This window comes from Nocardia sp. BMG111209 (assembly GCF_000381925.1).
Taxonomy (GTDB): Bacteria; Actinomycetota; Actinomycetes; order Mycobacteriales; family Mycobacteriaceae; genus Nocardia.
This window is the reverse complement of sequence record NZ_KB907307.1, coordinates 1881171-1902708: the sequence shown is the minus strand read 5'-3', so window position 1 is coordinate 1902708 and position 21538 is coordinate 1881171. Positions and strand designations below refer to the sequence as shown.

General features: G+C 70.3%; 24 protein-coding genes. 13 read left to right on the top strand and 11 right to left on the bottom strand.

Annotated features, from left to right (window positions below; translation table 11 throughout):
* Positions 1 to 23: 23 nt before the first annotated feature.
* From G361_RS0108680 to G361_RS51580, 6 genes are all read left to right on the top strand, one after another.
* Positions 24 to 446, top strand: a complete 423-nt coding sequence (locus G361_RS0108680) for a pyridoxamine 5'-phosphate oxidase family protein (protein ID WP_019926677.1) — start codon at positions 24 to 26, stop codon at positions 444 to 446.
* A 54-nt stretch (positions 447 to 500) separates the two neighbouring features.
* The gene (locus tag G361_RS0108675; protein WP_155981366.1) at positions 501 to 1076 is read left to right on the top strand and encodes a GNAT family N-acetyltransferase; all 576 of its coding nucleotides are present in this window, start codon (positions 501 to 503) and stop codon (positions 1074 to 1076) included.
* A gap of 57 nt (positions 1077 to 1133) precedes the next feature.
* Positions 1134 to 2057, top strand: coding sequence for a hypothetical protein (locus G361_RS46760; RefSeq protein WP_019926675.1), 924 nt, complete (start codon positions 1134 to 1136; stop codon positions 2055 to 2057).
* 106 nt (positions 2058 to 2163) lie between these two features.
* The gene (locus G361_RS0108665; RefSeq protein WP_019926674.1) at positions 2164 to 3084 is read left to right on the top strand and encodes a zinc-binding dehydrogenase; all 921 of its coding nucleotides are present in this window, start codon (positions 2164 to 2166) and stop codon (positions 3082 to 3084) included.
* A 71-nt stretch (positions 3085 to 3155) separates the two neighbouring features.
* Positions 3156 to 4313, top strand: coding sequence for a CopD family protein (locus tag G361_RS46755; protein ID WP_081635332.1), 1158 nt, complete (start codon positions 3156 to 3158; stop codon positions 4311 to 4313).
* A gap of 9 nt (positions 4314 to 4322) precedes the next feature.
* A complete protein-coding gene (locus G361_RS51580; protein ID WP_019926672.1) occupies positions 4323 to 4904 on the top strand; it encodes a TetR/AcrR family transcriptional regulator in 582 nt (193 codons plus the stop codon).
* A gap of 18 nt (positions 4905 to 4922) precedes the next feature.
* Here the strand turns inward: G361_RS51580 and G361_RS0108650 are convergent, their stop codons facing one another.
* The gene (locus G361_RS0108650) at positions 4923 to 6104 is read right to left on the bottom strand and encodes a cytochrome P450 (protein ID WP_019926671.1); all 1182 of its coding nucleotides are present in this window, start codon (positions 6102 to 6104) and stop codon (positions 4923 to 4925) included.
* Positions 6105 to 6211: 107 nt separating this feature from the next.
* Between G361_RS0108650 and G361_RS0108645 the strand changes: the two genes are divergently transcribed.
* On the top strand, positions 6212 to 6655 hold the full coding sequence (locus tag G361_RS0108645) for a VOC family protein (RefSeq protein ID WP_019926670.1): 444 nt from the start codon (positions 6212 to 6214) through the stop codon (positions 6653 to 6655).
* Positions 6656 to 6663: 8 nt separating this feature from the next.
* On the opposite strand, the gene G361_RS0108640 is transcribed toward G361_RS0108645, so the two are convergent.
* Genes G361_RS0108640 through G361_RS0108600 form a run of 9 tightly spaced genes read right to left on the bottom strand, consistent with a single transcriptional unit; the run spans position 6664 to position 13942 of the window.
* The gene (locus G361_RS0108640) at positions 6664 to 7077 is read right to left on the bottom strand and encodes a nuclear transport factor 2 family protein (protein WP_019926669.1); all 414 of its coding nucleotides are present in this window, start codon (positions 7075 to 7077) and stop codon (positions 6664 to 6666) included.
* 9 nt (positions 7078 to 7086) lie between these two features.
* The gene (locus G361_RS0108635) at positions 7087 to 7860 is read right to left on the bottom strand and encodes an SDR family NAD(P)-dependent oxidoreductase (RefSeq protein ID WP_019926668.1); all 774 of its coding nucleotides are present in this window, start codon (positions 7858 to 7860) and stop codon (positions 7087 to 7089) included.
* Positions 7857 to 9017, bottom strand: coding sequence for an aromatic ring-hydroxylating dioxygenase subunit alpha (locus G361_RS0108630; RefSeq protein WP_019926667.1), 1161 nt, complete (start codon positions 9015 to 9017; stop codon positions 7857 to 7859). The genes G361_RS0108635 and G361_RS0108630 overlap by 4 nt, the downstream gene beginning before the upstream one ends.
* Positions 9014 to 10462 (bottom strand): amidohydrolase family protein, encoded by a 1449-nt coding sequence (locus tag G361_RS0108625; RefSeq protein WP_019926666.1) that lies wholly within the window; start codon positions 10460 to 10462, stop codon positions 9014 to 9016. The genes G361_RS0108630 and G361_RS0108625 overlap by 4 nt, the downstream gene beginning before the upstream one ends.
* Positions 10463 to 10517: 55 nt before the next feature.
* The gene (locus tag G361_RS0108620; RefSeq protein ID WP_019926665.1) at positions 10518 to 10868 is read right to left on the bottom strand and encodes a nuclear transport factor 2 family protein; all 351 of its coding nucleotides are present in this window, start codon (positions 10866 to 10868) and stop codon (positions 10518 to 10520) included.
* Complete coding sequence (locus tag G361_RS0108615) at positions 10865 to 11719, bottom strand: SDR family NAD(P)-dependent oxidoreductase (RefSeq protein WP_019926664.1); 855 nt, start codon at positions 11717 to 11719, stop codon at positions 10865 to 10867. Before G361_RS0108615 ends, G361_RS0108620 begins: the two co-directional genes overlap by 4 nt.
* On the bottom strand, positions 11716 to 11970 hold the full coding sequence (locus G361_RS0108610; RefSeq protein ID WP_019926663.1) for a biotin/lipoyl-containing protein: 255 nt from the start codon (positions 11968 to 11970) through the stop codon (positions 11716 to 11718). Before G361_RS0108610 ends, G361_RS0108615 begins: the two co-directional genes overlap by 4 nt.
* Positions 11967 to 12956: an alpha-ketoacid dehydrogenase subunit beta gene (locus tag G361_RS0108605; RefSeq protein WP_036494768.1), complete on the bottom strand. Its 990-nt coding sequence runs from the start codon at positions 12954 to 12956 to the stop codon at positions 11967 to 11969. The genes G361_RS0108610 and G361_RS0108605 overlap by 4 nt, the downstream gene beginning before the upstream one ends.
* 5 nt (positions 12957 to 12961) lie before the next feature.
* Positions 12962 to 13942 carry a thiamine pyrophosphate-dependent dehydrogenase E1 component subunit alpha gene (locus G361_RS0108600; RefSeq protein WP_026342830.1) on the bottom strand — a complete coding sequence of 327 codons (981 nt, stop codon included), beginning with the start codon at positions 13940 to 13942 and terminating at the stop codon, positions 12962 to 12964.
* A 175-nt stretch (positions 13943 to 14117) separates the two neighbouring features.
* Here G361_RS0108600 and G361_RS0108595 point away from each other — a divergent pair, with 175 nt between their 5' ends.
* From G361_RS0108595 to G361_RS0108570, 6 genes are all read left to right on the top strand, one after another.
* Positions 14118 to 14879 carry an SDR family NAD(P)-dependent oxidoreductase gene (locus G361_RS0108595; RefSeq protein ID WP_019926660.1) on the top strand — a complete coding sequence of 254 codons (762 nt, stop codon included), beginning with the start codon at positions 14118 to 14120 and terminating at the stop codon, positions 14877 to 14879.
* Between the two features lie 35 nt (positions 14880 to 14914).
* Positions 14915 to 16381, top strand: coding sequence for an aldehyde dehydrogenase (locus tag G361_RS0108590; RefSeq protein ID WP_019926659.1), 1467 nt, complete (start codon positions 14915 to 14917; stop codon positions 16379 to 16381).
* Between the two features lie 37 nt (positions 16382 to 16418).
* Positions 16419 to 17390, top strand: coding sequence for a TIGR03619 family F420-dependent LLM class oxidoreductase (locus G361_RS0108585; protein ID WP_369797882.1), 972 nt, complete (start codon positions 16419 to 16421; stop codon positions 17388 to 17390).
* Positions 17387 to 18487 (top strand): sucrase ferredoxin, encoded by a 1101-nt coding sequence (locus G361_RS0108580; RefSeq protein ID WP_019926657.1) that lies wholly within the window; start codon positions 17387 to 17389, stop codon positions 18485 to 18487. Before G361_RS0108585 ends, G361_RS0108580 begins: the two co-directional genes overlap by 4 nt.
* 75 nt (positions 18488 to 18562) lie before the next feature.
* Positions 18563 to 19000 (top strand): MarR family winged helix-turn-helix transcriptional regulator, encoded by a 438-nt coding sequence (locus tag G361_RS0108575; RefSeq protein WP_019926656.1) that lies wholly within the window; start codon positions 18563 to 18565, stop codon positions 18998 to 19000.
* Positions 19000 to 20703 (top strand): MFS transporter, encoded by a 1704-nt coding sequence (locus G361_RS0108570; RefSeq protein ID WP_019926655.1) that lies wholly within the window; start codon positions 19000 to 19002, stop codon positions 20701 to 20703. The genes G361_RS0108575 and G361_RS0108570 overlap by 1 nt, the downstream gene beginning before the upstream one ends.
* Here G361_RS0108570 and G361_RS0108565 read toward each other — a convergent pair.
* Positions 20681 to 21502: a DUF3097 domain-containing protein gene (locus tag G361_RS0108565; RefSeq protein ID WP_019926654.1), complete on the bottom strand. Its 822-nt coding sequence runs from the start codon at positions 21500 to 21502 to the stop codon at positions 20681 to 20683. The two genes, G361_RS0108570 and G361_RS0108565, sit on opposite strands and share 23 nt — an antisense overlap.
* Positions 21503 to 21538: the final 36 nt, after the last annotated feature.

Here is a 21538-nt window from a genome sequence, read left to right as displayed (position 1 = left end):
TGCCCGTCGAGAGGACCTTTCCGATGCCGAAGATGACCCCGGCCGAACGCACCGCCTTCCTCGCCGAACTGCATGTGGGCGTGATCGCCGTCGAGCGCCCGGACCGGGCCCCGCTGGCCGTCCCGATCTGGTACGGCTACGAGCCGGACGGCGAGGTGCTGCTGTGGACCGAGGCCGGCTCGGTGAAGGAGCAGCTCATCCGCGCCGCCGGTCGATTCTCGCTCACCGCTCAGGTCGAGCAGCCGCCGTACCGGTACGTGACGGTGGAGGGCCCGGTCGTCGGCATCGCGCCCGCCGATCCCGACACCGCCCGCGCGATCGCCGACCGGTACCTCGGCGAGGCGGAGGGCAAGGAATTCACCGCGGCGAACCTCGGCCCGGAATCGCTGATCATCCGGATGCGCCCGGAACGCTGGCTGAGCACCGATTACTCGAAGCCGGAGTAGTCCGGTAGCGGAAATCCGGTTGCGGTTCGCCACCGCCGCGCCCACCATATGCGGATGATCGGCGAACCACCGCGCACACTCGCGCCGGGTATCGCACCGCCGCATCGGATCGACTTGGGGGACTTGCTGTTACGGCGGTGGCAGCCCGCGGACCTGATACCGAGATTCGAGGCGATCAGCGCCTCCTACGAGCACATCCATCCGTGGATGGAGTGGCTCGCGCAGCCTCCCACCCTGGAGCAGCAGCGGGCCTTCCAGGCCACCGGATGGCCCGGCGCCGGAGGCGGGTACAACTACGGCATCTTCGCGACCACCGGCGACACCGGCGCGGTACTCGGCGCGATCGGCCTGCACGACCGGCTCGGTGATCATGCGCTGGAGATCGGCTACTGGTGTCACGTCGGCCACACCGGGCGCGGCGTGATCACCCGCAGTGCCGAGGCGCTCACCGATGTCGCGCTGGCGCTGCCCGGCGTGCATCGAACCGAGATTCGTTGTGACGCGGCCAATGTCCGCAGTGCCGCGGTGCCGCGGCGGCTGGGGTATCGGCTGGATCGGCTGGAGCCGCGCGAGATCCGCGCCGCGGCCGAGAGCGGGCAGGGCATGGTCTGGGTGAAATTGCGGATGTAAGCGGCTGTGGCAGAGGGGTTCCGGGGCGCGGTACACCGGTGGTGGAGAGGAACCACCATGGGTATCCACGGATCCTGGGACACCGTCACCGAGGCCCTCACCCGCGTCAGCGGACCCGGTCGCACCAGCGGCGACTGGGTCCGATACCTCTGCCCGGTCCACGAGGCCGACGGCCGCCGCCATCGCCCGTCGCTGGGCATCGTCTACAACCACGGCAAGCAGCGGACGATCGTCCGCTGCTTCGCGGGCTGCCGGGACGAGGAGGTCCTCGCCCGCCTCGGCCTGCGCGTGCGGGATCTGTTCGACGGCCCGCCGCGGCCGCGAACGGGCCATGTCCGGGGCGGTGGTCGCGCGGTGGCGCCGGCCGACCGCGCGGCGCTCGCGTCCGGCCTGCCGCTGACCGTCCGCAAACCCGATCTCGGCCCCGCGTGTGGCCCCGGCCGGGTGGTCGCGACGTATGTCTACACCGGCCCCGGCGGTGATCCCGAAGGCCGGGTGATCCGGGTGCACACCCCGCACCTCGGCGGCCGCGCCAAACACTTCTGGCAGCAGCGGTGGACCGGAACCGGTTGGTGCAACGGCGGTTTCGGCACGGTCCCGTACCGGCTTCCCGAACTGCTCGCGGGTATCGCAGCCGGGGCCGACGTGTATGTCTGTGAGGGCGAGGCGGATACCGACACCGCCCGGCATGCGGGCGCCATCGCGACCACCAATGCCGGTGGCGCGCACAACTGGCGGCCCGAGCACGCGGCGCGATTGCGGGGCGCCGCGCGGGTCTGGATCGTCGCCGACCGCGACCCGCCGGGCTACCGGCGCGCGGTGGCGGTCGCGACCACGTTGCTGGGGCTCGTCGGGGAGATCCGTATCGTCCAGGCCCGCGACGGCAACGATTTCACCGACCACGTCGATGCCGGACACGATCTCACAGATCTGGACCCGGTTCCGTTGCTGGACAACCACTTCCGAAACCTCGCGGTATGAGCATCCATAACCACGGGTTATAGCCGAAGGTATTGGACGGTTTCCTCCTCGCTTCGCAGACTGACGAGGTCACTCGTTGTGCCCCATCGTGTCGGAAGGCTCACGCATGAAGGCGATCGTCGTCGATCCAGCGTCCGCATCGAAGTTCGGTTTCGCCGAGGTACCGGAGCCGGTGCCGGGACCGGGACAGGTGCTCGTCGACGTCCGGCACAGTTCGCTCAACGCCGGCGAGTTGTACATGGCCGGTGTACTCGACCCCGGCGCGGTGCTGGGCTTCGAGGCGACCGGCCTCGTCGTCGCGGCGGCGGCGGACGGCAGCGGCCCGCCGGTGGGCAGCCGGGTCATGACATACGCCGACAACGGCGGCTGGGCCCGGCTGCGGGCGGTCGACACGACCGATGTCGCGGTCGTCCCGGATTCGATCGATCTCGGGGTGGCCGCGACGCTGCCCGTCGCGGCCGGTACCGCGCTGCGCGCTCTGCAGCAGGCCGGGCCGCTCACCGGGCTGCGGGTGCTGGTCACCGGAGCCGTCGGGGGTGTCGGGACGTTCGCGGTGCAGTTGGCGCAGATCTCGGGTGCGTACGTGATCGCCTCCGTCAGTTCCGCCGAACGGGGAAAAGGATTGCGGGAGTTGGGCGCCGACCAGGTGGTGATCGGTCTCGACGGTATCGACCGGCCCGTCGACGTCGTCATCGATCAGGTGGGTGGCCCGCAACTGGTCCGGGCCTACGGACTGCTGGCCCCCGGCGGCAACGTGCAGAGTGTCGGCTGGTCCTCGCAGCAGGCGGCGACCTTCCCGGTGGGATCGACACTCGGGCGACGCCGGCCGATCACCCTCACCTCCGTGTACAACGGCGGCGGGCTGACCGACCGCGGCACGAATTTCCGCATCCTGCTGGACCTGATCGACACGGGGAAACTGGAACCCGTCATCGGCTGGCGGGACACCTGGGACCGGATCGACGACGCCGTGTCCGCCCTGACCGGTCGCACCCTGTCGGGTAAGGCGGTTCTCGACCTCACCTGAGCTCCGTGCGCGCCGACGGCGCGAGGCTAACTCGCAGCGATCTCCCAGCCGGACCCGATACGGTCTCGGGCGTGTCGAGTTTTTCTGTGCTGGCGGCGGCCGCGCCGCCTGCCCCGGGCGTGGGGCGAGTGGTGATCGAGGCTGCTTACTACGCCGGGCCGGCGATCGCGGTCGGTGTCGGGTCGACGGTGGCGTGGCTCGCGCCGCCGGAATCGACCGGCGGTGTGGTGGCGGGCCGGGTGCGGCGGCTGGCGATTCCGGCCGCGATCCTGGTCGCGGTCACGACGCTGCTGGAATTCGTCGCCGTGGCGGCCCGGACCGAACGGACCGGAATCGGCTCCGCCTTCGGCCGGTCGGTGCTCGACGGCTATCTGCACGCGAAACCGGCGCGCGGGAACACCCTCGGTGCGGGCACGGTCGGGGTGCTGCAACTGGGGGTGTGCCTGGTGCTGGTGTTGTCGCTGGTGCTGCTGCGCGTGCGCGGTGCGCGGTCCGCCGGGTGGGCCGTGGCCGTACTCGGGGTGCTCACCATCGCGGTGCCCCGGATCCCGTTCGGGCCGGTGCACACCGACGGTCTGGCCGAATCGGTGCTGACGACGGTGCATCTGGCGGGTGCGCTGCTGTGGGCGGGTGGGCTGCTGGTGCTGGCATTCATCGGTGTGACCGGTCTGCTGCGCAGGTCGCCGGTCGATGCGGAGACGACCGATCGGGTCGCCGCGGAGTGGAGCCGGATCTGGGCCCGATTCGGGTCGGTCGCGCTCGTCGCGGTCGGATTGTTGGTGGTGAGTGGTTCGTGGCTGGCCTGGACGCATGTCGGGACCCCGGCGCAGCTGTTCACCACTCCCTACGGCCGCTATCTGGCGATCAAGCTGGCGCTGGTGGCCGTGATGCTGGTCGCCGGTGGCTACAACGCGCGGGTTCTGTTGCCGCGCATCGAGGCGGCGCGGGCGGGTGGCGATCGTGTCGGGGTGCTGTGGCTCGCGGTCCGGCATTTTCCGAAAGTTGTTGCGGTGGAAGCCATTGCAGCGGTCGGAGTGCTACTGGTGGTGCCGTTCCTGGCGGGATCGGCGCGCACCGAAGCGGGCTGGGCGGCGGCGCGGTCGTTCGATCTCACCGTGTTCGGCACCGGAGTGGTGCTGGCCGGGCTCGTGGCGGCGGCGCTGTGGGCCGGATCCCGGACCGCACCGCGCGGGTCCGCCGATGCCCGGGAATCCGTGCGGGCTGCGTAATCTGGCGCTGTGACCACCGATCCCGCCACCACCGGTTCCCGGCCGCGTGGGCAGACCCGCGAGCGCATCCTCGAGGCCGCGATGGAGGTCTTCGCCGAGGTCGGTTTCTCCGGTGCCACGATCAGCGAGGTGGAGCGGCGGGTCGGGCTGGCGGTCGGCACGGGCAGCCTCTACCGGCACTTCCCCTCCAAACAGGCGCTGCTGGACGCCGCGGTGGAGCGCGAGGTCGCCTCGCTGCGAGCGGAGATGGCGCAGGCGCGGGCCGCGGTGGCCGAGGTGGCGGATCCGCTGGAACGGCGGCGGCTGGGATACGAGCAGTCGCTGCACGACTTCCGGCGCTTCGATCGGCTGTTCCGGCTGATGCTCACCGAGGGGGAGCGGGTTCCCGAACTGCGGCAGGCGATCTGGGCCGCGGTGCAGCGGGATGTGCCGGGCGCGCTGGGCGATCGGGACGTGGTGGACGCGATCGCGATGGCGGCTCTCGGTGGCTACCACCTCTTCTCGCTGATGCAGGGCCGGCCGTTCAACGGCATTCCGGAGGAACGGTTCCTCGCGGTGCTGGCCGGGCTGACCGGGCCTCCGGAGAACTGAATTCCGCGCTCGGCTCGGTCAGGCCGGAAGGAATTCCAGCGGAACGGATTTCGGTCCGCGGGCCTGGAGGCTGAAGTAGCCGACCTCGGCGCCGGCGGGAATCCGGAACGGGCCCAGTCGTTCCAGCAGCCGCCGGATCGCGATCCGGATCTGGAGCCGGGCCAGATTCGAGCCGATGCAGCGGTGCGGGCCGGCGCCGAACGACAGATGCCGGTTGTGCGGACGGTCCAGGATCACCTCGCCGGGGTGCTCGAACATGTCCGGGTCGCGGTTGGCGGCGCCGAAGAACAGGCCGACCTTGTCGCCTGCGCGGATCGGGCAGCCCGCGATCTCGACGTCCCGCACCGCGGTGCGGAACATCAGCGGCAGTGGGGTTTCCAGCCGCAGCGTCTCCTCGACGAGTGCCGGCACCAGCGACAGGTCCGCGCGCACCCGCTGTTGCAGTTCCGGCCGCTCGGCGAGAATGCGCATCGCGGCGCCGATGGCGCTGGCCGAGGTGCCGATACCGCCCTGGATCAGCAGTTGCAGGCCGGAGGAATACTCGTGGTCGGCGAACTCGAACCCGCTGTCGCCGAGCCGCATCACGGCGCCGATCACGTCGTCGATCTCCGGGCCGCCGGCCCGGTCCGCGAAAACCCCTGCGGCCCAGCGGCGTAGCGTCGCGGCCGCGGCGGCGGTGCGGTCCCGGTCGGAATCGAAGCTGATCACCTTCGCCGCCGGTTCGGCGATCCGGAAATCCGCGTCGGTGGCGCGGAGGAGCAGCCGGAACAGGATGGTACCGGGCAACTTCCGGGCGAAATCGGCGGCGATGTCACAGCGGTCGCGTCCGGCCAGCGGGTCGATCAGCTCGTCCACCACCGTCAGGATCGAATCCTCCAGTGCCGTCAGGGATTTGATGGTCAGGTGCGGGTTGACCACGGTCCGGTAGGCGCGCTGGCGGGGCGGATCCAGCTCGATCGGGACCAGGCGGGGCATCGCGTCGAAACCGGGACGGGTGATCGACACGCCCTCGGTGGAGGTGAAGGTCTGCCAGTCCTGCGCGATGCGCAGCACGGTGTCGTGCCGGGTGGCGGCCCAGTACCCGCCGCAACTCCGCACCCGGACCAGCGGGCCGAGGCGCTGCAGCTCGGCGATCGCGTCCCAGAAGCGGGGTCCCGCGACCTCGGGGGAGAGATGGTCGAACGTCGAGGTCGGGTTCACGGCATCGTGTCCTTCGGCCGGCAACGAAATATATGCAAGGGGTCTCTTACATTAATGAAAAGCAATGGTACGCTGGTGTTTTCGGGACGGTCAACCGGGGAGCGGGCATGGATGCCATTCCTTTCCACATCGGGATCAGCACCGGCGATCTGGACGGGTCCATGCGTGCGCTCACCGCCGCGCTCGGTGTGTCGTGGACGACGCCGACCGCCGGGCCGGGCGTACTGCACACCGTCGACGGCGTACCCCAGCCCCGGCCGACGTCGTGCGTCTCGCGCGGCGGGCCGATCCACCTCGACCTGATCGCCGGTGCGCCGGGCACCATCTGGGCCACCGACCGGCCGCGGCTGCACCACTTCGCCTACTGGACCGACGATCTGGCCGGTGATGTGCGGCGGCTCGGCGCCGAGGGCTGGCGGCTGGAGATGACCCGGCCCGGATCCGACGGCGCGCCCACTGTTTTCGCCTATCTCGTGCGCGCCGACGGCTTCCGGCTCGAGCTCATCGACGAGGCGGGCCGCGCCGACTATGCCGCCCGGCTCGCGGAATAGCGCCGCCCTCACGGGAGCGTCGCGAGCAGCGCGGCGGTGTCGTGCACGAACGCCTCCACCGCCACGATCCGGCCGTCGCGGACCCGGATCAGATCGATCATCGGCAGCAGCACCGAGCGTCCGGTGGCGCGGGCGGTCCAGCGGATGACGATCCGCAGCACGGCCCGGTCGGGTGCGCACTGCCAGTATTCGGCGCTCTCGATGCGCTGCTCCCACAGCTCGCGCATGCCCGCCTGGGCCGCGCGGAAGCCGTCGAGTCCCTGGTGCCGGCCACCGTGCGGCAGCGAATCCGGCTCGATCAGCACGATGTCCTCGTCGAACAGCTCCGCCCAGCGCTGCGCCGTCGCGGGATCGCCCATGGCGTCGGGATGCCATGTCGCCGACAGCAATTCCATGATCTGCAAGGGGGTCCGGGATGTCACGATGACCTCTCAGCCGAGGAAGTACTTGCCGCCGTCGAACGAGATCGTCTGGCCGGTCATATATCCCGACGCCTCGCTCGCGAGGAAGACGATCGGCCCGGCGACGTCGTCGGCGGTGGCGACGCGGGGGATGAGCTGCCGGGCGAAATCCGGTGTGCTCGTCATCTGTTCGGCACGTTCGAGCACGCCGAGTTCGATCGCCTCGACGGCCATGCTGCCGACGCACAGTGCATTGACCCGAATATGCTGCGGGGCAAGCTCTTTGGCCAGCGATTTGGTCATGCCGATCACCGCCGCGCGGGCGGTGCCGTAGTCCAGCCAGTTCCGCACGCCGTAGGCGGCCGCGGAGGTGTGGTTCACGATGGCCGGATGCGGTGCGCCGGCCAGCGCGGGTGCGGCGGCCTTGCACATCAGGAAGGTGCCGCGCACCATCACCGCCATGGTCCGATCCCAGTGCTCGATCGTCATGTCCGCCAGCGGGGTGTAGCGGGTGTCGCCGTAGCGATTCGGGTTGTTGACCAGCACGTCCAACCGGCCGAAGCCGTCCAGCGCGAGCGCGACGGTGGTGCGGACACTGTCCTCGTCGGTGACCTCGAGGGGCGCGAAAACCGCAGTGCCACCGGTCTGTTCGATCAGCTCGACGGTCCGCTTGCCCGCGTCGGCGACGCTGTCGGCCACCACGACCCGGGCCCCGGCCGCGGCGAGGGCCACGGCGTACCCGCGGCCCGCCGCATGTCCCGCACCGGTGACGATCGCGACCCGGTCGCGCAGTGGGCCGGTCACGGCTGCGCCATCGCCCGGCGCAGGACCAGCGCCATGTGCTGCATGACCGGCTCGTTGCGGCCGAACACCATCGTGTCTGGGGTGTAGGGGGAACGCATCGCCGCGCCGACCTTGGCGGCCATCGCGTAGTCCTCGTTGTCGACCACGGTCTGGCAGGCCCAGCGCACCTCCTTGTCCAGCGCGTCCGCCTCCTCCGGGGACGGCGCCGTGCGGCGGTAGGCGTGATGCCAGGCCACCGTCTCGTGCAGGGATTCACCGGGATAGATGGTGAAGATCTCCAGCCGATCGGCCACCACCGAGAAACTCAGGTTCGGGAACAGCCGGTAGTTCAGGTTGATCTGCCCGTCGTCGACCGGCCGCCACTGCTCCTCGGGCACCTCGCGCAACCGGTCCACGGTGCGCATGGTGGAGGTCATCAGCGCGTGGTCGCCGTAGAAGTCGGCGATCGAGGTGTTGCCGTGGACCAGCGGGCCCGCGGTGGCCTTGTGCAGATACGCGAAATGGTAGGTCTCCAGATGCGTGCCCCACGCCACCTTCCAATTCGCCCGCACCGGATGCGGATGCGGCGCGGCGATCGACTGCCAGCTCCGGAAACCGAAGGACGCGAACTGATCCGCCAGTCCGCCGAGATATTCGTCGACGGTGAACGCCGCGTCGGGATGGGCCGCCACGAACAGCATCCCGTGGCGCTCCTCGGCGGGCAGTTCGACCAGACCCCGCTCCTCCCGGCGCAATTCGGTGAAACCGTCGGGGCCGGTGACGCCGACCAGCGTGCCGTCGATGTCGTAGGACCAGGCGTGGAACGGGCAGGTGAAGCGGCGTGCCCGGGTGCCGCGGCCGGATTCCACCACGCGCACGCCGCGGTGCCGGCACATGTTGAGCAGGGCCCGGACCCGTCCGGACGCGTCGCGGGTGACCAGGATCGGGGTGCCGGTGGCGTCGAAGGTGAACCACGAACCCGGTTGCGGCAGATCGCAACTCAGGCCGACGAACATCGGGTACCGGCCGAAGATCAGCTGCCGTTCCCGCTCGAACACCTCGGCGGACCGGTAGCCCGCCAGCGGCTCCGCCATGATGTGCTCGGCCATGTCGGTGGTCCTGCCGTCGATCAGGGCCAGGGTGCGGCGGCCCAGTTCGCGTTGCATCTCGGGTGTCATGCCGTGCGCTCCCAGTGTGCGGATCGGATGCGCTCCACGTCGGCCGCGACCGCGGTCCCGGCGAAGAACGACGAACCGGCGCCGGCGTAGTACCGCACGGCGTTGGTGCAGGTGAACTCCTCGAACTGTGCGGGCGTGAGGATTGCGTCCTCGACGAGTTCGTACGCCTCGACCAGCGGCAGCGTGAACGACGGCACGTCCCAGTGGCCGAGGTCGGAGCCCATCATCGCGGGCAGCGTGGCGCCGAGCGGATTCACCCGATCGTCCCAGGCGAGGCCGACCAGCGGATCGTCACCCTCACAGCCCCAGAAGAAGTTGCGGGAGAACGCGTCCCGGATATCGGCCGCCGAGGTGACGCCGCTGGCGGCGAAATCGTCGACCTGCCCGTCGGGTGCGGAGGTGCCCGGGATCAGCTGTTCGGGTGTGTACCGGGTGAGGCCCGGCGCGTAGCGGCCGGCCAGCCGGTGCAGTTCCGCGCCGTCGAGCCGGGCCGGATCCAGCCGGCCCAGGCCCCGGCGGCCGCGTTTCTCGAAGCGCGACACCAGATCTCCGTACACCCGCACGCCCACGGCGACACCGCCCTCCAGCAGGGCGATCCGCAGGCCGGGGAAGCGGGTGGTGACGCCGCCGAGGAACAGCGATTTCGCGGTGCCCTCCCCGACGGCGGCGAAATGTCCTGCGGCGAAGGAATAGTTGGAGGGCGTGAAATGGCCGGGCAGTTTGAATCCGGAGGTGTGGCAGGACAGCGGCACATCCAGCTCCACCGCCTTCGCCCAGAACGGGTCGTAGTCGTATTCGCTGTCCAGGCCGAAGTTGTCGATGCGCTGCAACCGGGATCGGTACTGCGGCGGGGCATCCGCGAACGCCGGTATCGGCCGCCACACGAACGAGGGCATCAGCGCCGCGCGCAACCCGATCGCGGTGGCGTGCTCCAGCGCCGCGACGCCCTCGGCGGGGGTGTGTGCGGGGATCACCGCCACCGGCGACAACCGATCCCGGTAGGGCGCGTAGATCTCGGCGACGTACTCGTTGTAGAGCCGGGCCAGGCCGACCCGGGTGTCCTCGCGTTCCAGCGACAGCAGCGTCAGGCCGCGCGACGGGTACACCACCGCGAAGTCGATACCCGCCTCGCCGAGGCGTTCGTGATACAGCGCGGGCATCGTGACGCTGGCGTAGTCGAGGGTGTCGGCCGGGGTCCACCACACCGGCCGGGCCGAGATGTGCTGCCGCCGGCGCTGTTCCAGCGCCGGCACCTGCTCGCCGGCGGCGTCGGACAGGCCCAGGGCACGGACCGCCGGGTCGTCGAGCAGCGCGCCGCCGCCGTGGTCGCGGACGAAATCGGCGAATGCCACGCTGATCTCGACGTGATGAGCGTCGGCGTCGATGACGACGTGGCCGAGCGAATCCCGGATCCGCCGGGCGTCGTGGGTGCCGTTGGCGGTCACTGGTGCACCTTCTTTCGTAGGGATGTGCGCGCGAATCATGGTGTGGGGGTGATCGTCACGGCTCGGCGAAGACCAGCATCGAGGCGATGCGGCCGCCGTCGATGCGGATGATGTCGCAGCCCACCGCGATCGTGGCGGGGAACAGCCAGCGCACGATGCCGCGGCTGTAACCGTGGTGGGTGTCCGGTGGCCGGGCCAGTTCGAAACCGACGCCCGGGGGCCAGGCGGCGGTGTACTCGGTGACGTGCCGGGCGAGCGCCGCGCGGCCGCGGATCACCGGCCGCTCGTCCGGCGGCACGAATTCGATGTTCTCCGTACAGCATTGCTCGAACCGGCGCAGCCGCTCGGCGGGGTCGCGGGTGACCCAGGCGGCGCCCCAGGTGGTGAACAGGTCGGCGGGGTTCACGAATCCCCCGGCAGCCGCAGGCCCGCGAGCGCCACCGCGGGCAGCGTGACGCTCGCCCCGCCGTCGGCGGTGAGCACCTGACCGGTGATCCACTGCGATTCGTCGGAGGCGAAGAACAGTGCGGCCCAGCCGATGTCCCAGCCCGTGCCGACGGTGACGCGACCCAGCGGCAGGACGGCGGCCGCGGTGTCGCGGATGCGTTGCAGGTCCTGGCCCAGCTTCTCGGACGCGCCCTTGGTGCGCGGGGTCTGCACCGAACCCGGGACCACGACGTTGACCCGGATGCCCTGAGGTCCGTGCGCGGCAGCCATTTCCTGCGAGAGCGAGATCATTCCGCCCTTGGCGGCGGAGTAGGCGGCGAAGCCGATCGCGCGCAGCGCGCCGATCGAGGAGACGTTCACGATCGAACCGCCGCCGCCGGCGGTCATCGCCGGAATCGCCCGGCGCGACATCAGATAGACGGATTTCAGGTTGATCTGCTGCATCCGGTCCCAGGTCTGTTCATCGGTGTCGAGGATGCTCCCCGGTTGCGAGACACCGACATTGTTGATCAGTACGTCGAGCCGGCCGAAGCGGTCCAGTGCGGTGTGCACGGCCCGCGCGCAGTCGGCGCTGTCGGTGACATCGCCCGCGAACACCACCGCGCGGCCGCCGGCCTCCTCGATCTCCGCGCGGGTGAGTTCGGCGCGGGCGGGTTCGCGATCGACCAGGACGATGTCGGCGCCGTGGCGGGCCAGCAGGATCGCGGTGGCCTTGCCGGTGCCGATGCCGGGCCCGTCGGCCTGCCCGCCCCCGGTGACGATCGCGACCTTGCCCGCCACCCGGCCGGAATTGCCTTCGGCGCCGGTCACCGCTCCTCCCCGCCGTCGATGAGGGCGAGGGTGGTGAAGACCGGGACGGTCTCCCCGGGGGCGACGAGAATCCTGGTCAGCGTGCCGGATTCGGGCGCGATCACCATGACAGTGATCTTCTCCGCCTCCACCTCGGCGATGTCCTCGTCCTCGACGACCGGTTCACCCTCCTGCTTGAACCATTGCAGGACAGTGCCTTCGGTCATACCCATGCCGAATTGCGGGAGGTTGACCTCCACCGGCTCGCTCATGGCCCGACCAGCTCCTTCGGGGACGGCGCGCCGGTCACCAGCGCCTCGGCGGCGGCCGCGATGCGCGCGGGGGTGGGATACATCAGGCGTTCCAGCGCGGGACTGAACGGTGGGTGCACATCCGGGGCGACCACCCGCACGATGGGGGCCCGCAGGCTCGCGAAACCCTCCTCGGCCACCACGGCGGCGATCTCCGCCGCGGCGCCGCAGGTCCGGTGGGCGGGATCGGCGACGACCAGCCGGCCGGTGCGGGCCACCGACTCCAGGATCGCGGTGCGGTCCAGCGGCACCAGCGTGCGCGGATCGAGCACCTCCGCCTCGATGCCCCGGTCCGCCAGCGCCGCAGCGGCTTTCAACGCGGCGGGCACCGCGTCACCGATCGCCACGACGGTGACGTCGCGGCCCGCGCGCGCCACCGCGGCCCGGCCGATCGGGACCAGATGTTCGCCGTCGGGCACCTCGCCCTTGCTGCCCCACAGCAGCAGCGGTTCGAAGTAGACCACCGGATCGTCGTCGCGGATGGCCGATTTCAGCAATCCGAGCGCGTCGGCCGGGGTGGCCGGGACCACGATCTTGAGGCCGGGCACGTTCATCAGTTGCGGGTACGGCCGGTCGGAATGCTGTGCGGCGGTGGCGTTCGCGTACTTCATGGCGGCGCGGAACACGATCGGCACGCTCGCCTGGCCGCCGAACAGGTAGCGGTTCTTCGCGGCGTGATTGACGATCTGATCCCACGCCACGTACATGAGATTGGCGATGGTGTAGTCCACGATCGGCCGCACGCCGGTCATGGCCGCGCCGATCGCCGCACCGGTGAAACCCTCCTCGGAGATGGGCATGATCGGAACGCGATCCGGCCCGAACTCGTCGACGAATCCGTGCGTGGGCATGGTCCAGAAGCGCGCGTCCTCGCAGAACACCACGACATTCGGGTCACGGCGCATCTCCTCGAGCATGGCCCGGCGGATCGCCTCGCGGTAGCTCATCACGGTCACCGGGACACCTCCACCGGCGTGGCCCACAGATCCTCGAACAGTGCGGCGGGCTCGGGAAGTGGGCTGCGCCTGGCGAATCGGACCGCCTCGCGCACCTCCTCGGCCACCTCCGCCGCCATCTCGTCGAGTACCTCCGCGCCGACGCCGCCGGTCAGCAGCCGGGCCCGCAACAGATCCAGCGGATCGCGGGTGCGCCACTGTTCGAGTTCCTCGATCGCGCGGTGGCCCAGATCCATTCCGCCGTATTCGGCGTGGTCGCGGTAGCGGTAGGTGCGGGCCTCGATCAGGGTCGGGCCGCCGCCGTCGCGCGCGCGGTCGACGGCCGTGGCGGCCGCCTCGTACACGGCGGCCACATCCTGGCCGTCGACGCTCACGCCCGGCATCCGGTAGGCGGCGGCGCGTGCGGCGATACTGTCGGCGGCCATCGTGTCGGACAGTGCGGTGGACATCGCGTAAAGGTTGTTCTCGCAGACGAATACGACGCCGAGCCGCCAGGCCGCGGCGAGGTTGAGCCCCTCGTGGAAGGAGCCGATATTGGCGCCGCCGTCGCCGAAGAACGACAGCGCCACCTGATCGGTGCCGCGGATGCGCGCGGCGTAGGCGGCGCCCGCGGCCTGCGGGATACCCGCCCCGACGATCGCGGTCTCGCCGAGACTGCCGACCCGGAAATCGGCCAGATGCATGGAACCGCCCTTGCCGCGGCAGATTCCGGTGCTGCGGCCCATCAACTCGGCCATCAACGGCGCGAGCCGCGCGCCCTTCGCGATCGGATGACCGTGTGAGCGGTGGTATCCCACCATGAAGTCGTCTGCGCGCAGTGCCAGGCAGGATCCGACGACGGTGGCCTCCTGGCCGATACAGAGATGGACCGAGCCGGCGATGCCCTGGCCCTTGCGCACGATATCCATCGCGGCTTCCTCGAACCGGCGGATGCGCAGCATGCGGCGCATCGCGTCGAGCTCCTGCTGTCTGTTCATGGGCGAAACCCCTTGTGAAAACACCGAGTTCGTCGCTGTGGCGGGATCGCCGGCGAGTGCGGCGGTGGTGACCTCGAACACATCATGCGCTTGCTCCGGCCTACATGCAAGGGTAGTCTTGCATCTCGGGAACAACGAGGTCATGCGGCAGTGCCGCCGCGGGAGAGGTTTTCCTATGTCCGACTTCATCGGTCGCGTCGCCGTCGTCACGGGCGCGGGCAACGGCATCGGCGCGGAGTACGCGCGGCACCTCGCCGGTCGCGGAGCGCATGTCGTGGTCGCCGACATCGATGCCGCGGCCGCCGCCGCGGTCACGAAGGAGATCACCGAATCCGGCGGCGCGGCAAGCACTCTGGTGTTCGACATCGCCGATCCCGAAGCCTGTGTGGCCGGGCTCGACCGGGTCGTGGCCGAGCAGGGCACGCTCGACTTCCTGATCAACAACGCGGCCCTGTACCGTCATCGCAGCTTCGACATCGCCGAGAACATCGGCCTGGAGATGTGGCAGCGCAATATCGACATCAACATCAGCGGTACGTATTTCATGTGCCGCGCCGCGATCCCGCACATGAAGCGACAGGGCTTCGGCCGCATCGTGAATCAGAGTTCGGCCTCGATCTACGCGACAGTGCCCGGCTCCCTGCACTATTCGATGTCCAAGGCCGCCGTCGTCACCATGACCAAGACGCTGGCTCGGGAACTCGGCCCGTTCGGCATCACGGTCAACGCGGTCGCGCCGGGAGTGATCGATACCGAGGCCACGCTCGCCGCGGTGCCCCGGGAGGTGCTGGAGAAGGGGGTCGCCGGCGCTCCGCTGGGCCGCGTCGGCCACCCCGCGGATGTGGCGCCGGTGGTCGGCTTCCTCTGCTCGGCGGGGGCGGGGTACATGACCGGCCAGGTGCTCGTCGTCGACGGCGGCATCAACATGCCCGGCTGATCCGCCGGGACATCGCACACGGTGAGCGAGAGCGCATGAATCAGCAGTTGCTGTACCGCGACGCCTTCTGGATCGGCGGCGCGTGGACCGAACCCGCGGCGGCACACCGATTCCCGGTGGTGTCGCCGTCCAGCGAGGAGATCGTCGGCGCGGTGCCGGCGGCGACGGGACCGGATATCGATCGGGCCGTCGCCGCCGCCCGCGCCGCCTTCGACACCGGCCCGTGGCCCCGGCTGGATCCCGCCGAGCGCGGCGCGATCCTGGTGCGGGCCGCCGAGATCCTGCATCGGCGGGCCGCCGACATCGCGGCGATCACGGTCGAGGAGATCGCTTGTCCCGTCGGCAATCCCGGCTCGCAGACCGCGCTCGTGGCCCCGGTGTTCGAATACTACGGCCGGCTGGCGGGCAGTGTCGATTTCGAGCGCGTGGTGCGCGACGGTGGCCGGGCCGGGATCGTCACCCAGGAACCGGTCGGCGTGGTCGGTGCGATCATCCCGTGGAATTCGCCGGTCACGCTGGCGGCGTGGAAGACCGCGCCCGCACTCGCCGCCGGGTGCACGGTGGTGATCAAGCCACCGCCCGAGGCGCCGCTGAGCACCTTCGTACTCGCCGAGGCGCTGCACGAGGCCGGGCTGCCCGAGGGCGTGGTGAACGTGGTGCCCGGCGGCCGCGAGGTGGGCGAACATCTGGTCACCCATCCCGGGGTCGACAAGATCGCGTTCACCGGATCCACCGCCGCGGGTAAGCGGATCATGAGTCTCTGCGGCGAACAGGTGAAACGGGTCTCGCTGGAACTCGGCGGCAAATCGGCCTGCGTCCTGCTCGCGGACGCCGACGTGGCGACGGTGATCCCGGCCGTCGTCGGGATCGGCATGAACCGCTCCGGTCAGGTGTGCGCCGCCCAGACCCGAATCCTGGTGCACCGCAACCGATACGACGAGGCGCTGGCCGCTGCCGGAGCCACCGCGAGCGGAATTCCCGTCGGCGATCCGCACGATCCGGTGACGGTGATCGGGCCGCTCGTGGCGCAGCGGCAGCGGACCCGGGTCGAGGGTTACATCGGCGACGCGGTCGAGCACGGAGCGCGCGTCGTCACCGGCGGTAAGCGGCCCGCGCACCTGCCGCGCGGCTGGTATGTCGAACCGACGATCCTCGGCGATGTCGACAACGGTATGCGGGTGGCGCGGGAGGAGATCTTCGGCCCGGTGCTGTGCCTCATCCCGTTCGGCGACGAGGACGAGGCCGTCCGCATCGCCAACGACTCGCCCTACGGACTGTCCGGCGGTGTGTGGAGCGCCGACCCGGCGCGCGCACTGGCCGTGGCCCGGCGGCTGCGCACGGGTTCGATCAACATCAACGCGGACTACCCGCCCTACCCGCTGGTGCCGTTCGGCGGATTCAAACAGTCCGGGCTGGGCCGGGAACTGGGCCCCGAAGGTCTGGCGAACTTCCTCGAACCGCGCAGCATCGGTGTTCCGGCGTCCCTGCTGGGGGAACCGTGAGGTCCGGCGATCACCCCGGGATCCGGCGGATGCCGTTGTGCGCCAGAGCCGTCGGTCCCCGATGACGGCCGGATTCTCGATCCGCTACACCGCGATGTCGGCCGAGGATCCCGGATCGTGGCAGCCGCTGTTCGGCCGGGTGATCGGGGCCGATCGGGCGGGTGCGGACCGGGTGGTGCTGTCCGGCGAGCATGTCGTCTTCGGTGAGCGGCTGGACAACTACGCGCGGCCGGAACTGGGCGGCCGGGTCGGCGGACGGCAGCCGACCGGCTCCGACGGTCACTTCCTGGAACCGATGACGACCATGTCCTTCCTGGCCGGGATGACGACCCGGATCCGGTTCACCAACAGCATCCTGCTCGCCGCGCTGCGGCGGCCGATCGTACTGGCGAAGTCCGCGGCCACCCTGGATGTACTGTCCGGCGGCCGCCTCGACCTCGGCGTCGGAATCGGCTGGCAGCGTGAGGAATACGAGGCCGCCGGGCTGGACTTCGCGGCCCGGGGACGTTTGCTGGACCACACCCTCGAGGTCTGCCGCCTGCTGTGGCGGGAGCAGCGGGCCACCTACACCTCTCCGGAACTGTCCTTCGAGAACATCCACTTGATGCCGAAACCGGTGCAACCGCAGGGGATTCCGATCTGGGTGTCCGGCACCGTGAATCCGGGCGCGATGCGGCGGCTGGCCCGCTTCGGCGCGGGCTGGATCCCCTGGGGCAAGGCCTCCGACGTGACCGCCGAACTCCTCGACACGATCCCGCGGATGCGCGCGGCCGTCGCCGAATTCGGCCGCGACCCGGCGGAGATCGGCATCGCCGGAAAACTGCCGAATGTGCCCGGCCGCGACGGCGATCCGGATCGGGCCGCCACCCTCGGCGGCCTTCCGGCGCTCCTCGCGGCCGGGGTCACCGATGTCCGGCTGCAACTACCGGTCCCCGGCGACGCGGCCGCGGCCGAGGACTACCTGACCCCCTGGGTGCAGGGCTTCCACGAGATCGCCTGCGCCACATGACCACCGCGACGGACTACCGCTGTGCCGCCTGGACCCGCGACCAGGGCGTCGACCCGATCGGCACCGCACCCACCTGCGACACCCTGGTGCTGATCGAGGTCCCGCCACCGTGGCCCCGCGATGTGAACACACTCCCGGTGTTCGCCGACATCCTCGCCCGCGGCCTGCCGCGCACCCGCCTGCTCGCGGTCCGCCCCATCGCCGCGCAGCCGTCGACGAAAAGCACCGTGCCCGTGACCATCTGGCGTCGCACCGACCGCGGCCGGTTCGCGGGCACCGACTACGATCTGCCCGCCGAGCACCTCGCCGACGCTGTCCGGGTATCGCTGACAACGGCCGCTGCTCTCGACCCCGCCGCCGTCGACTCCGTCCGCGCGGGCGGCAATGCCGCCGCTGCCATCGACTCCGCCGCTGCGATCGACCTCGGCAACGATCACTCCGTAGCTCCGCGTCCATCCGGCCCGGCCCGAAGAGTCGGAGCACCGGACGATGCCCTCGCACCACCACCGAGCGACGAACGGTTCGCCGGAATGAACGGCCGCCCCGCACCCGCCGAGGTGCTGCTGTGCGGCCACGGGATCCGCGACAAGTGTTGTGGTCGTCTGGGTGCCCGCCTGGCGCTGGATGTCGGCGCCGGCGTACCCGGCGTACGGGTGCGACATTGCAGCCACACCGGTGGGCACCGATTCGCCCCGACCGGCTTCACGATGCCGGACGGGCTGGTGTGGAGTTTTCTCGACGCCGACCTGCTCGACGGGATCGTCCGGCACGCCGGCGCGCCCCCGCTGCGCGACGGTCACTACCGCGGCAACACCGCCCTGGACCGCTGGGGGCAGGTGGTGGAACGCGCACTGTTCGAACGCTACGGCTGGTCGTGGCTCGATCGGCGAATCACCCTCGCGCACACGGAGATCGGACCCGGCGGCCGGACCGCCGCGGTCGAACTTGCCTGGTCCGGCGGCAGCGGCCCGGGACGTGCGCGGGCCGAGGTCGAGGTGGTGCGCGATATCCCGGTGCTGGTCTGCGGCGAACATCCGGACGCGGCCCGCAAGGTCGCACCGGAACTGCAACTGCGGTCCCTGCACCTCGGCGACTGAATCCGGCTTCACCGGCCCGGGGCCTACCTGCGTCCGAATTGCTAAGTCGAAACTTATCAGTTTAGTATTAGCAATATGCCCGAACAGGTTGATGTCGAGGAGCTGGCGGTCGCCCTGCGCGCGAGTGTCGGACTGCTGGCGCGCCGACTGCGGGAGATGCCGGCCGCCGGTGAGCTGACGCTGTCCGAGCGATCCGCGCTGTCGCGACTCGAGGGCGGCGGTCCGGTGACCTCGAGCGCACTGGCGAAGCTGGAACGGGTCAGCCCGCAATCCATGGGTGCCACCGTTCGCGCGCTGGAACAGCGCGGGCTGGTCGAGCGCCGCGCCGATCCGGACGACGGCCGCCGGGTCCTGCTGTCCGCGACCGACGCTGCCCGGGAACTGGTGGGGCAGCGCAGAACTCAGCGCGCGGCACTGCTGGCCCGCGCGCTCGGCTCCGGATTCGACCGGGGCGAACTGGAATTGCTCGCGGCCGTCGTGCCGCTGATCGAGAGAATGGCGGAACGCATCTGATGGCAACGGAATTGGCGCCCCCGGACACGACCCGCGGTGACAACTATCGCTGGATCGCGCTGGCGAACACCACCACGGCGGTGTTCATGTCGGCCCTCGACGGATCGATCGTGCTCATCTCGCTGCCGGCGATCTTCCGGGGTATCCAGCTGGATCCCCTGTCCGGCGGCAACGTCGGCTATCTGCTCCGGATGATCATGGGCTACCGGCTGGTGCAGGCGGTGTTCGTGGTGACGCTGGGCCGGCTCGGGGACATGTTCGGGCGGGTGCGGATCTACAACGCGGGTTTCGCGGTGTTCACCGTCGCCTCGATCCTGCTGTCCTTCGATCCGTTCCTCGGCGGCCACGGGGCGATGTGGCTGATCGGGTGGCGGCTGCTGCAAGCGCTGGGCGGCTCGATGCTCACCGCCAATTCGGCGGCGATCCTCACCGACGCGTTCCCGCCGGATCGCCGCGGCTTCGCACTCGGGATCAACCAGGTCGCCGGGCTCGCCGGTATGTTCATCGGCCTGGTGCTCGGTGGCGTGCTGGCGATCTGGGACTGGCGTGCGGTGTTCTGGGTGAACGTGCCGGTGGGTGTGTTCATGACCGTCTGGGCCTACTGGACATTGCGCGAGACGGGGGAGCGGCACGCGGGCCGGATCGACTGGTGGGGCAACATCACCTTCGCGGTCGGCCTGGGCGGGATCCTCATCGGCATCACCGAGGGGCTGCAACCGTACGGCGGGCACATGATGGGCTGGACCAGCCCGAAGGTGCTGGTGCTGCTGATCGGCGGGGCGGTACTGCTCGCGGCGTTCGCGTGGATCGAGCACTCGGTTGCGGAGCCCATGTTCGATCTCGGGTTGTTCCGGATCCGGGCGTTCACGGCCGGCAATCTGGCCGGATTCGTCGCGCGGCTGGCCCAGGGCGGATTGCAGTTCGTGCTGATCATCTGGTTGCAGGGCATCTGGCTGCCGTTACACGGTTACGACTACGACCGGACCCCGCTGTGGGCGGGCATCTTCATGCTGCCGCTGACGGCCGGATTCCTGATCGCGGGCCCGGTGTCGGGATCACTGTCGGATCGGTTCGGTCAGCGCGGATTCGCCACCGGCGGCATGATTGCATTCGCTGCAAGTTTCGTGGGATTGCTGTTGCTGCCGATCGACTTCCCGTACTGGATCTTCGCCGTGCTGATCACGGTCAACGGCATCGGGCTGGGCATGTTCAGCTCGCCGAACACCTCTTCGATCATGGGCAGCGTGCCGTCGCGGACGCGCGGCGTGGCCTCGGGGATGCGGTCGACCTTCCAGAATTCCGGCACCTCGTTGTCGATCGGCGTGTTCTTCACGCTGATGATCGCCGGACTGGCGAGCAGCCTGCCGCACACCCTGACCAGCGGTCTGCAGGCCGCGGGCGTACCGCCGGACGTCGCGGCCCGGGTGGGGTCACTGCCGCCGGTGTCGTCGTTGTTCGCCGCGATCCTCGGGGTGAACCCGATCGGGAATCTGCTCGCCCCCTATCACGTGCTGCCGACGCTGTCCCCGGCGGATCAGCAGACCCTGACCGGCCGGGAGTTCTTCCCGCACCTGATCTCCGGGCCCTTCCACGACGGCCTGGTGGTGGTGTTCGCGGCGTCGGCGGCGCTGGCGCTGGTGGCGGCGGTGGCCTCGCTGCTGCGGGGCGGGCGGGCCGACGCTACCGCTCCGGATCCTCGGTGACGAAGTCGATCAGCCGCTCCACCGCGCCGATCAGCGGCGCCTCCAGATCCCGGAAGGAGCCGACCGCGTCGTAGACCCGCCGCCACCCCTCCTGCGGGGTGCCCCAGCCGAGGCGGCGGCAGATCCCGGTCTTCCAGTCCTCGCCGCGCGGAACCCGCGGCCAGGCCTCGATGCCGACCGCGGCCGGCCGCACGGCCTGCCACACATCGATGTAGGGATGGCCGGTGACGAGCACGTGCGGGCCGAGTCCGGTGGTCAGGCCGGTCTCCTTCGAACCGGTGACCAGATGGTCGACCAGCACCCCGACCCGCCGGCCGGAGCCGGGCCCGAATTCGGTGAGCCGCACGGCCAGATGATCCAGCCCCTCCAGCTGTTCGACGACCACACCCTCCACGCGCAGATCGTGGCCCCACACCCGCTCCACCAGTGCCGCGTCGTGCACACCCTCCACCCAGATCCGGTTGGTCCGGGCCACCCGGGCCCGCAACCCGTCCACCCGGGTCGAGCCGGACGCGGACCTGGTCGGCGCGCTCGCCGCCGCGGCCTTCGGGCGGACCAGGGTCACCGGCCGGCCGTCGATGAGAAACGCCGCCTCGCGCAGCGCGAACAGCCGCACCGCGCCGTGCCGGTCCTCCAGTTTCACGAACTCGCCGTCGTAGCTGCGATCGAATCCGACCACCGCACCGCAGAATCCGCTGGCGGCGTCCTCGACCACCAGATCGCGCTCGGCCACCACCTCCGGCACGGCCGGCCGCTGCTTGCGTGTGTGCCCCGTGTAGATATCGCCGTACTCCCGCACCCGGTCGAAACTACCGTCTCGGCAAGGATTTGCGCG

What these genes read in the sequence shown, in the direction of transcription:
- G361_RS46760 (WP_019926675.1), top strand. Translation starts at nt 1,134, where the DNA reads ATGGGTATCCACGGATCCTGGGACACCGTCACCGAGGCCCTCACCCGC.
- G361_RS0108595 (WP_019926660.1), top strand. Translation starts at nt 14,118, where the DNA reads ATGTCCGACTTCATCGGTCGCGTCGCCGTCGTCACGGGCGCGGGCAAC.
- G361_RS0108580 (WP_019926657.1), top strand. Translation starts at nt 17,387, where the DNA reads ATGACCACCGCGACGGACTACCGCTGTGCCGCCTGGACCCGCGACCAG.
- G361_RS0108600 (WP_026342830.1), bottom strand. Translation starts at nt 13,942, where the DNA reads ATGAACAGACAGCAGGAGCTCGACGCGATGCGCCGCATGCTGCGCATC.
- G361_RS0108645 (WP_019926670.1), top strand. Translation starts at nt 6,212, where the DNA reads ATGGATGCCATTCCTTTCCACATCGGGATCAGCACCGGCGATCTGGAC.
- G361_RS0108605 (WP_036494768.1), bottom strand. Translation starts at nt 12,956, where the DNA reads ATGAGCTACCGCGAGGCGATCCGCCGGGCCATGCTCGAGGAGATGCGC.
- G361_RS0108630 (WP_019926667.1), bottom strand. Translation starts at nt 9,017, where the DNA reads ATGACACCCGAGATGCAACGCGAACTGGGCCGCCGCACCCTGGCCCTG.
- G361_RS0108590 (WP_019926659.1), top strand. Translation starts at nt 14,915, where the DNA reads ATGAATCAGCAGTTGCTGTACCGCGACGCCTTCTGGATCGGCGGCGCG.
- G361_RS0108610 (WP_019926663.1), bottom strand. Translation starts at nt 11,970, where the DNA reads ATGAGCGAGCCGGTGGAGGTCAACCTCCCGCAATTCGGCATGGGTATG.
- G361_RS0108665 (WP_019926674.1), top strand. Translation starts at nt 2,164, where the DNA reads ATGAAGGCGATCGTCGTCGATCCAGCGTCCGCATCGAAGTTCGGTTTC.
- G361_RS0108675 (WP_155981366.1), top strand. Translation starts at nt 501, where the DNA reads ATGATCGGCGAACCACCGCGCACACTCGCGCCGGGTATCGCACCGCCG.
- G361_RS0108680 (WP_019926677.1), top strand. Translation starts at nt 24, where the DNA reads ATGCCGAAGATGACCCCGGCCGAACGCACCGCCTTCCTCGCCGAACTG.
- G361_RS0108575 (WP_019926656.1), top strand. Translation starts at nt 18,563, where the DNA reads ATGCCCGAACAGGTTGATGTCGAGGAGCTGGCGGTCGCCCTGCGCGCG.
- G361_RS0108570 (WP_019926655.1), top strand. Translation starts at nt 19,000, where the DNA reads ATGGCAACGGAATTGGCGCCCCCGGACACGACCCGCGGTGACAACTAT.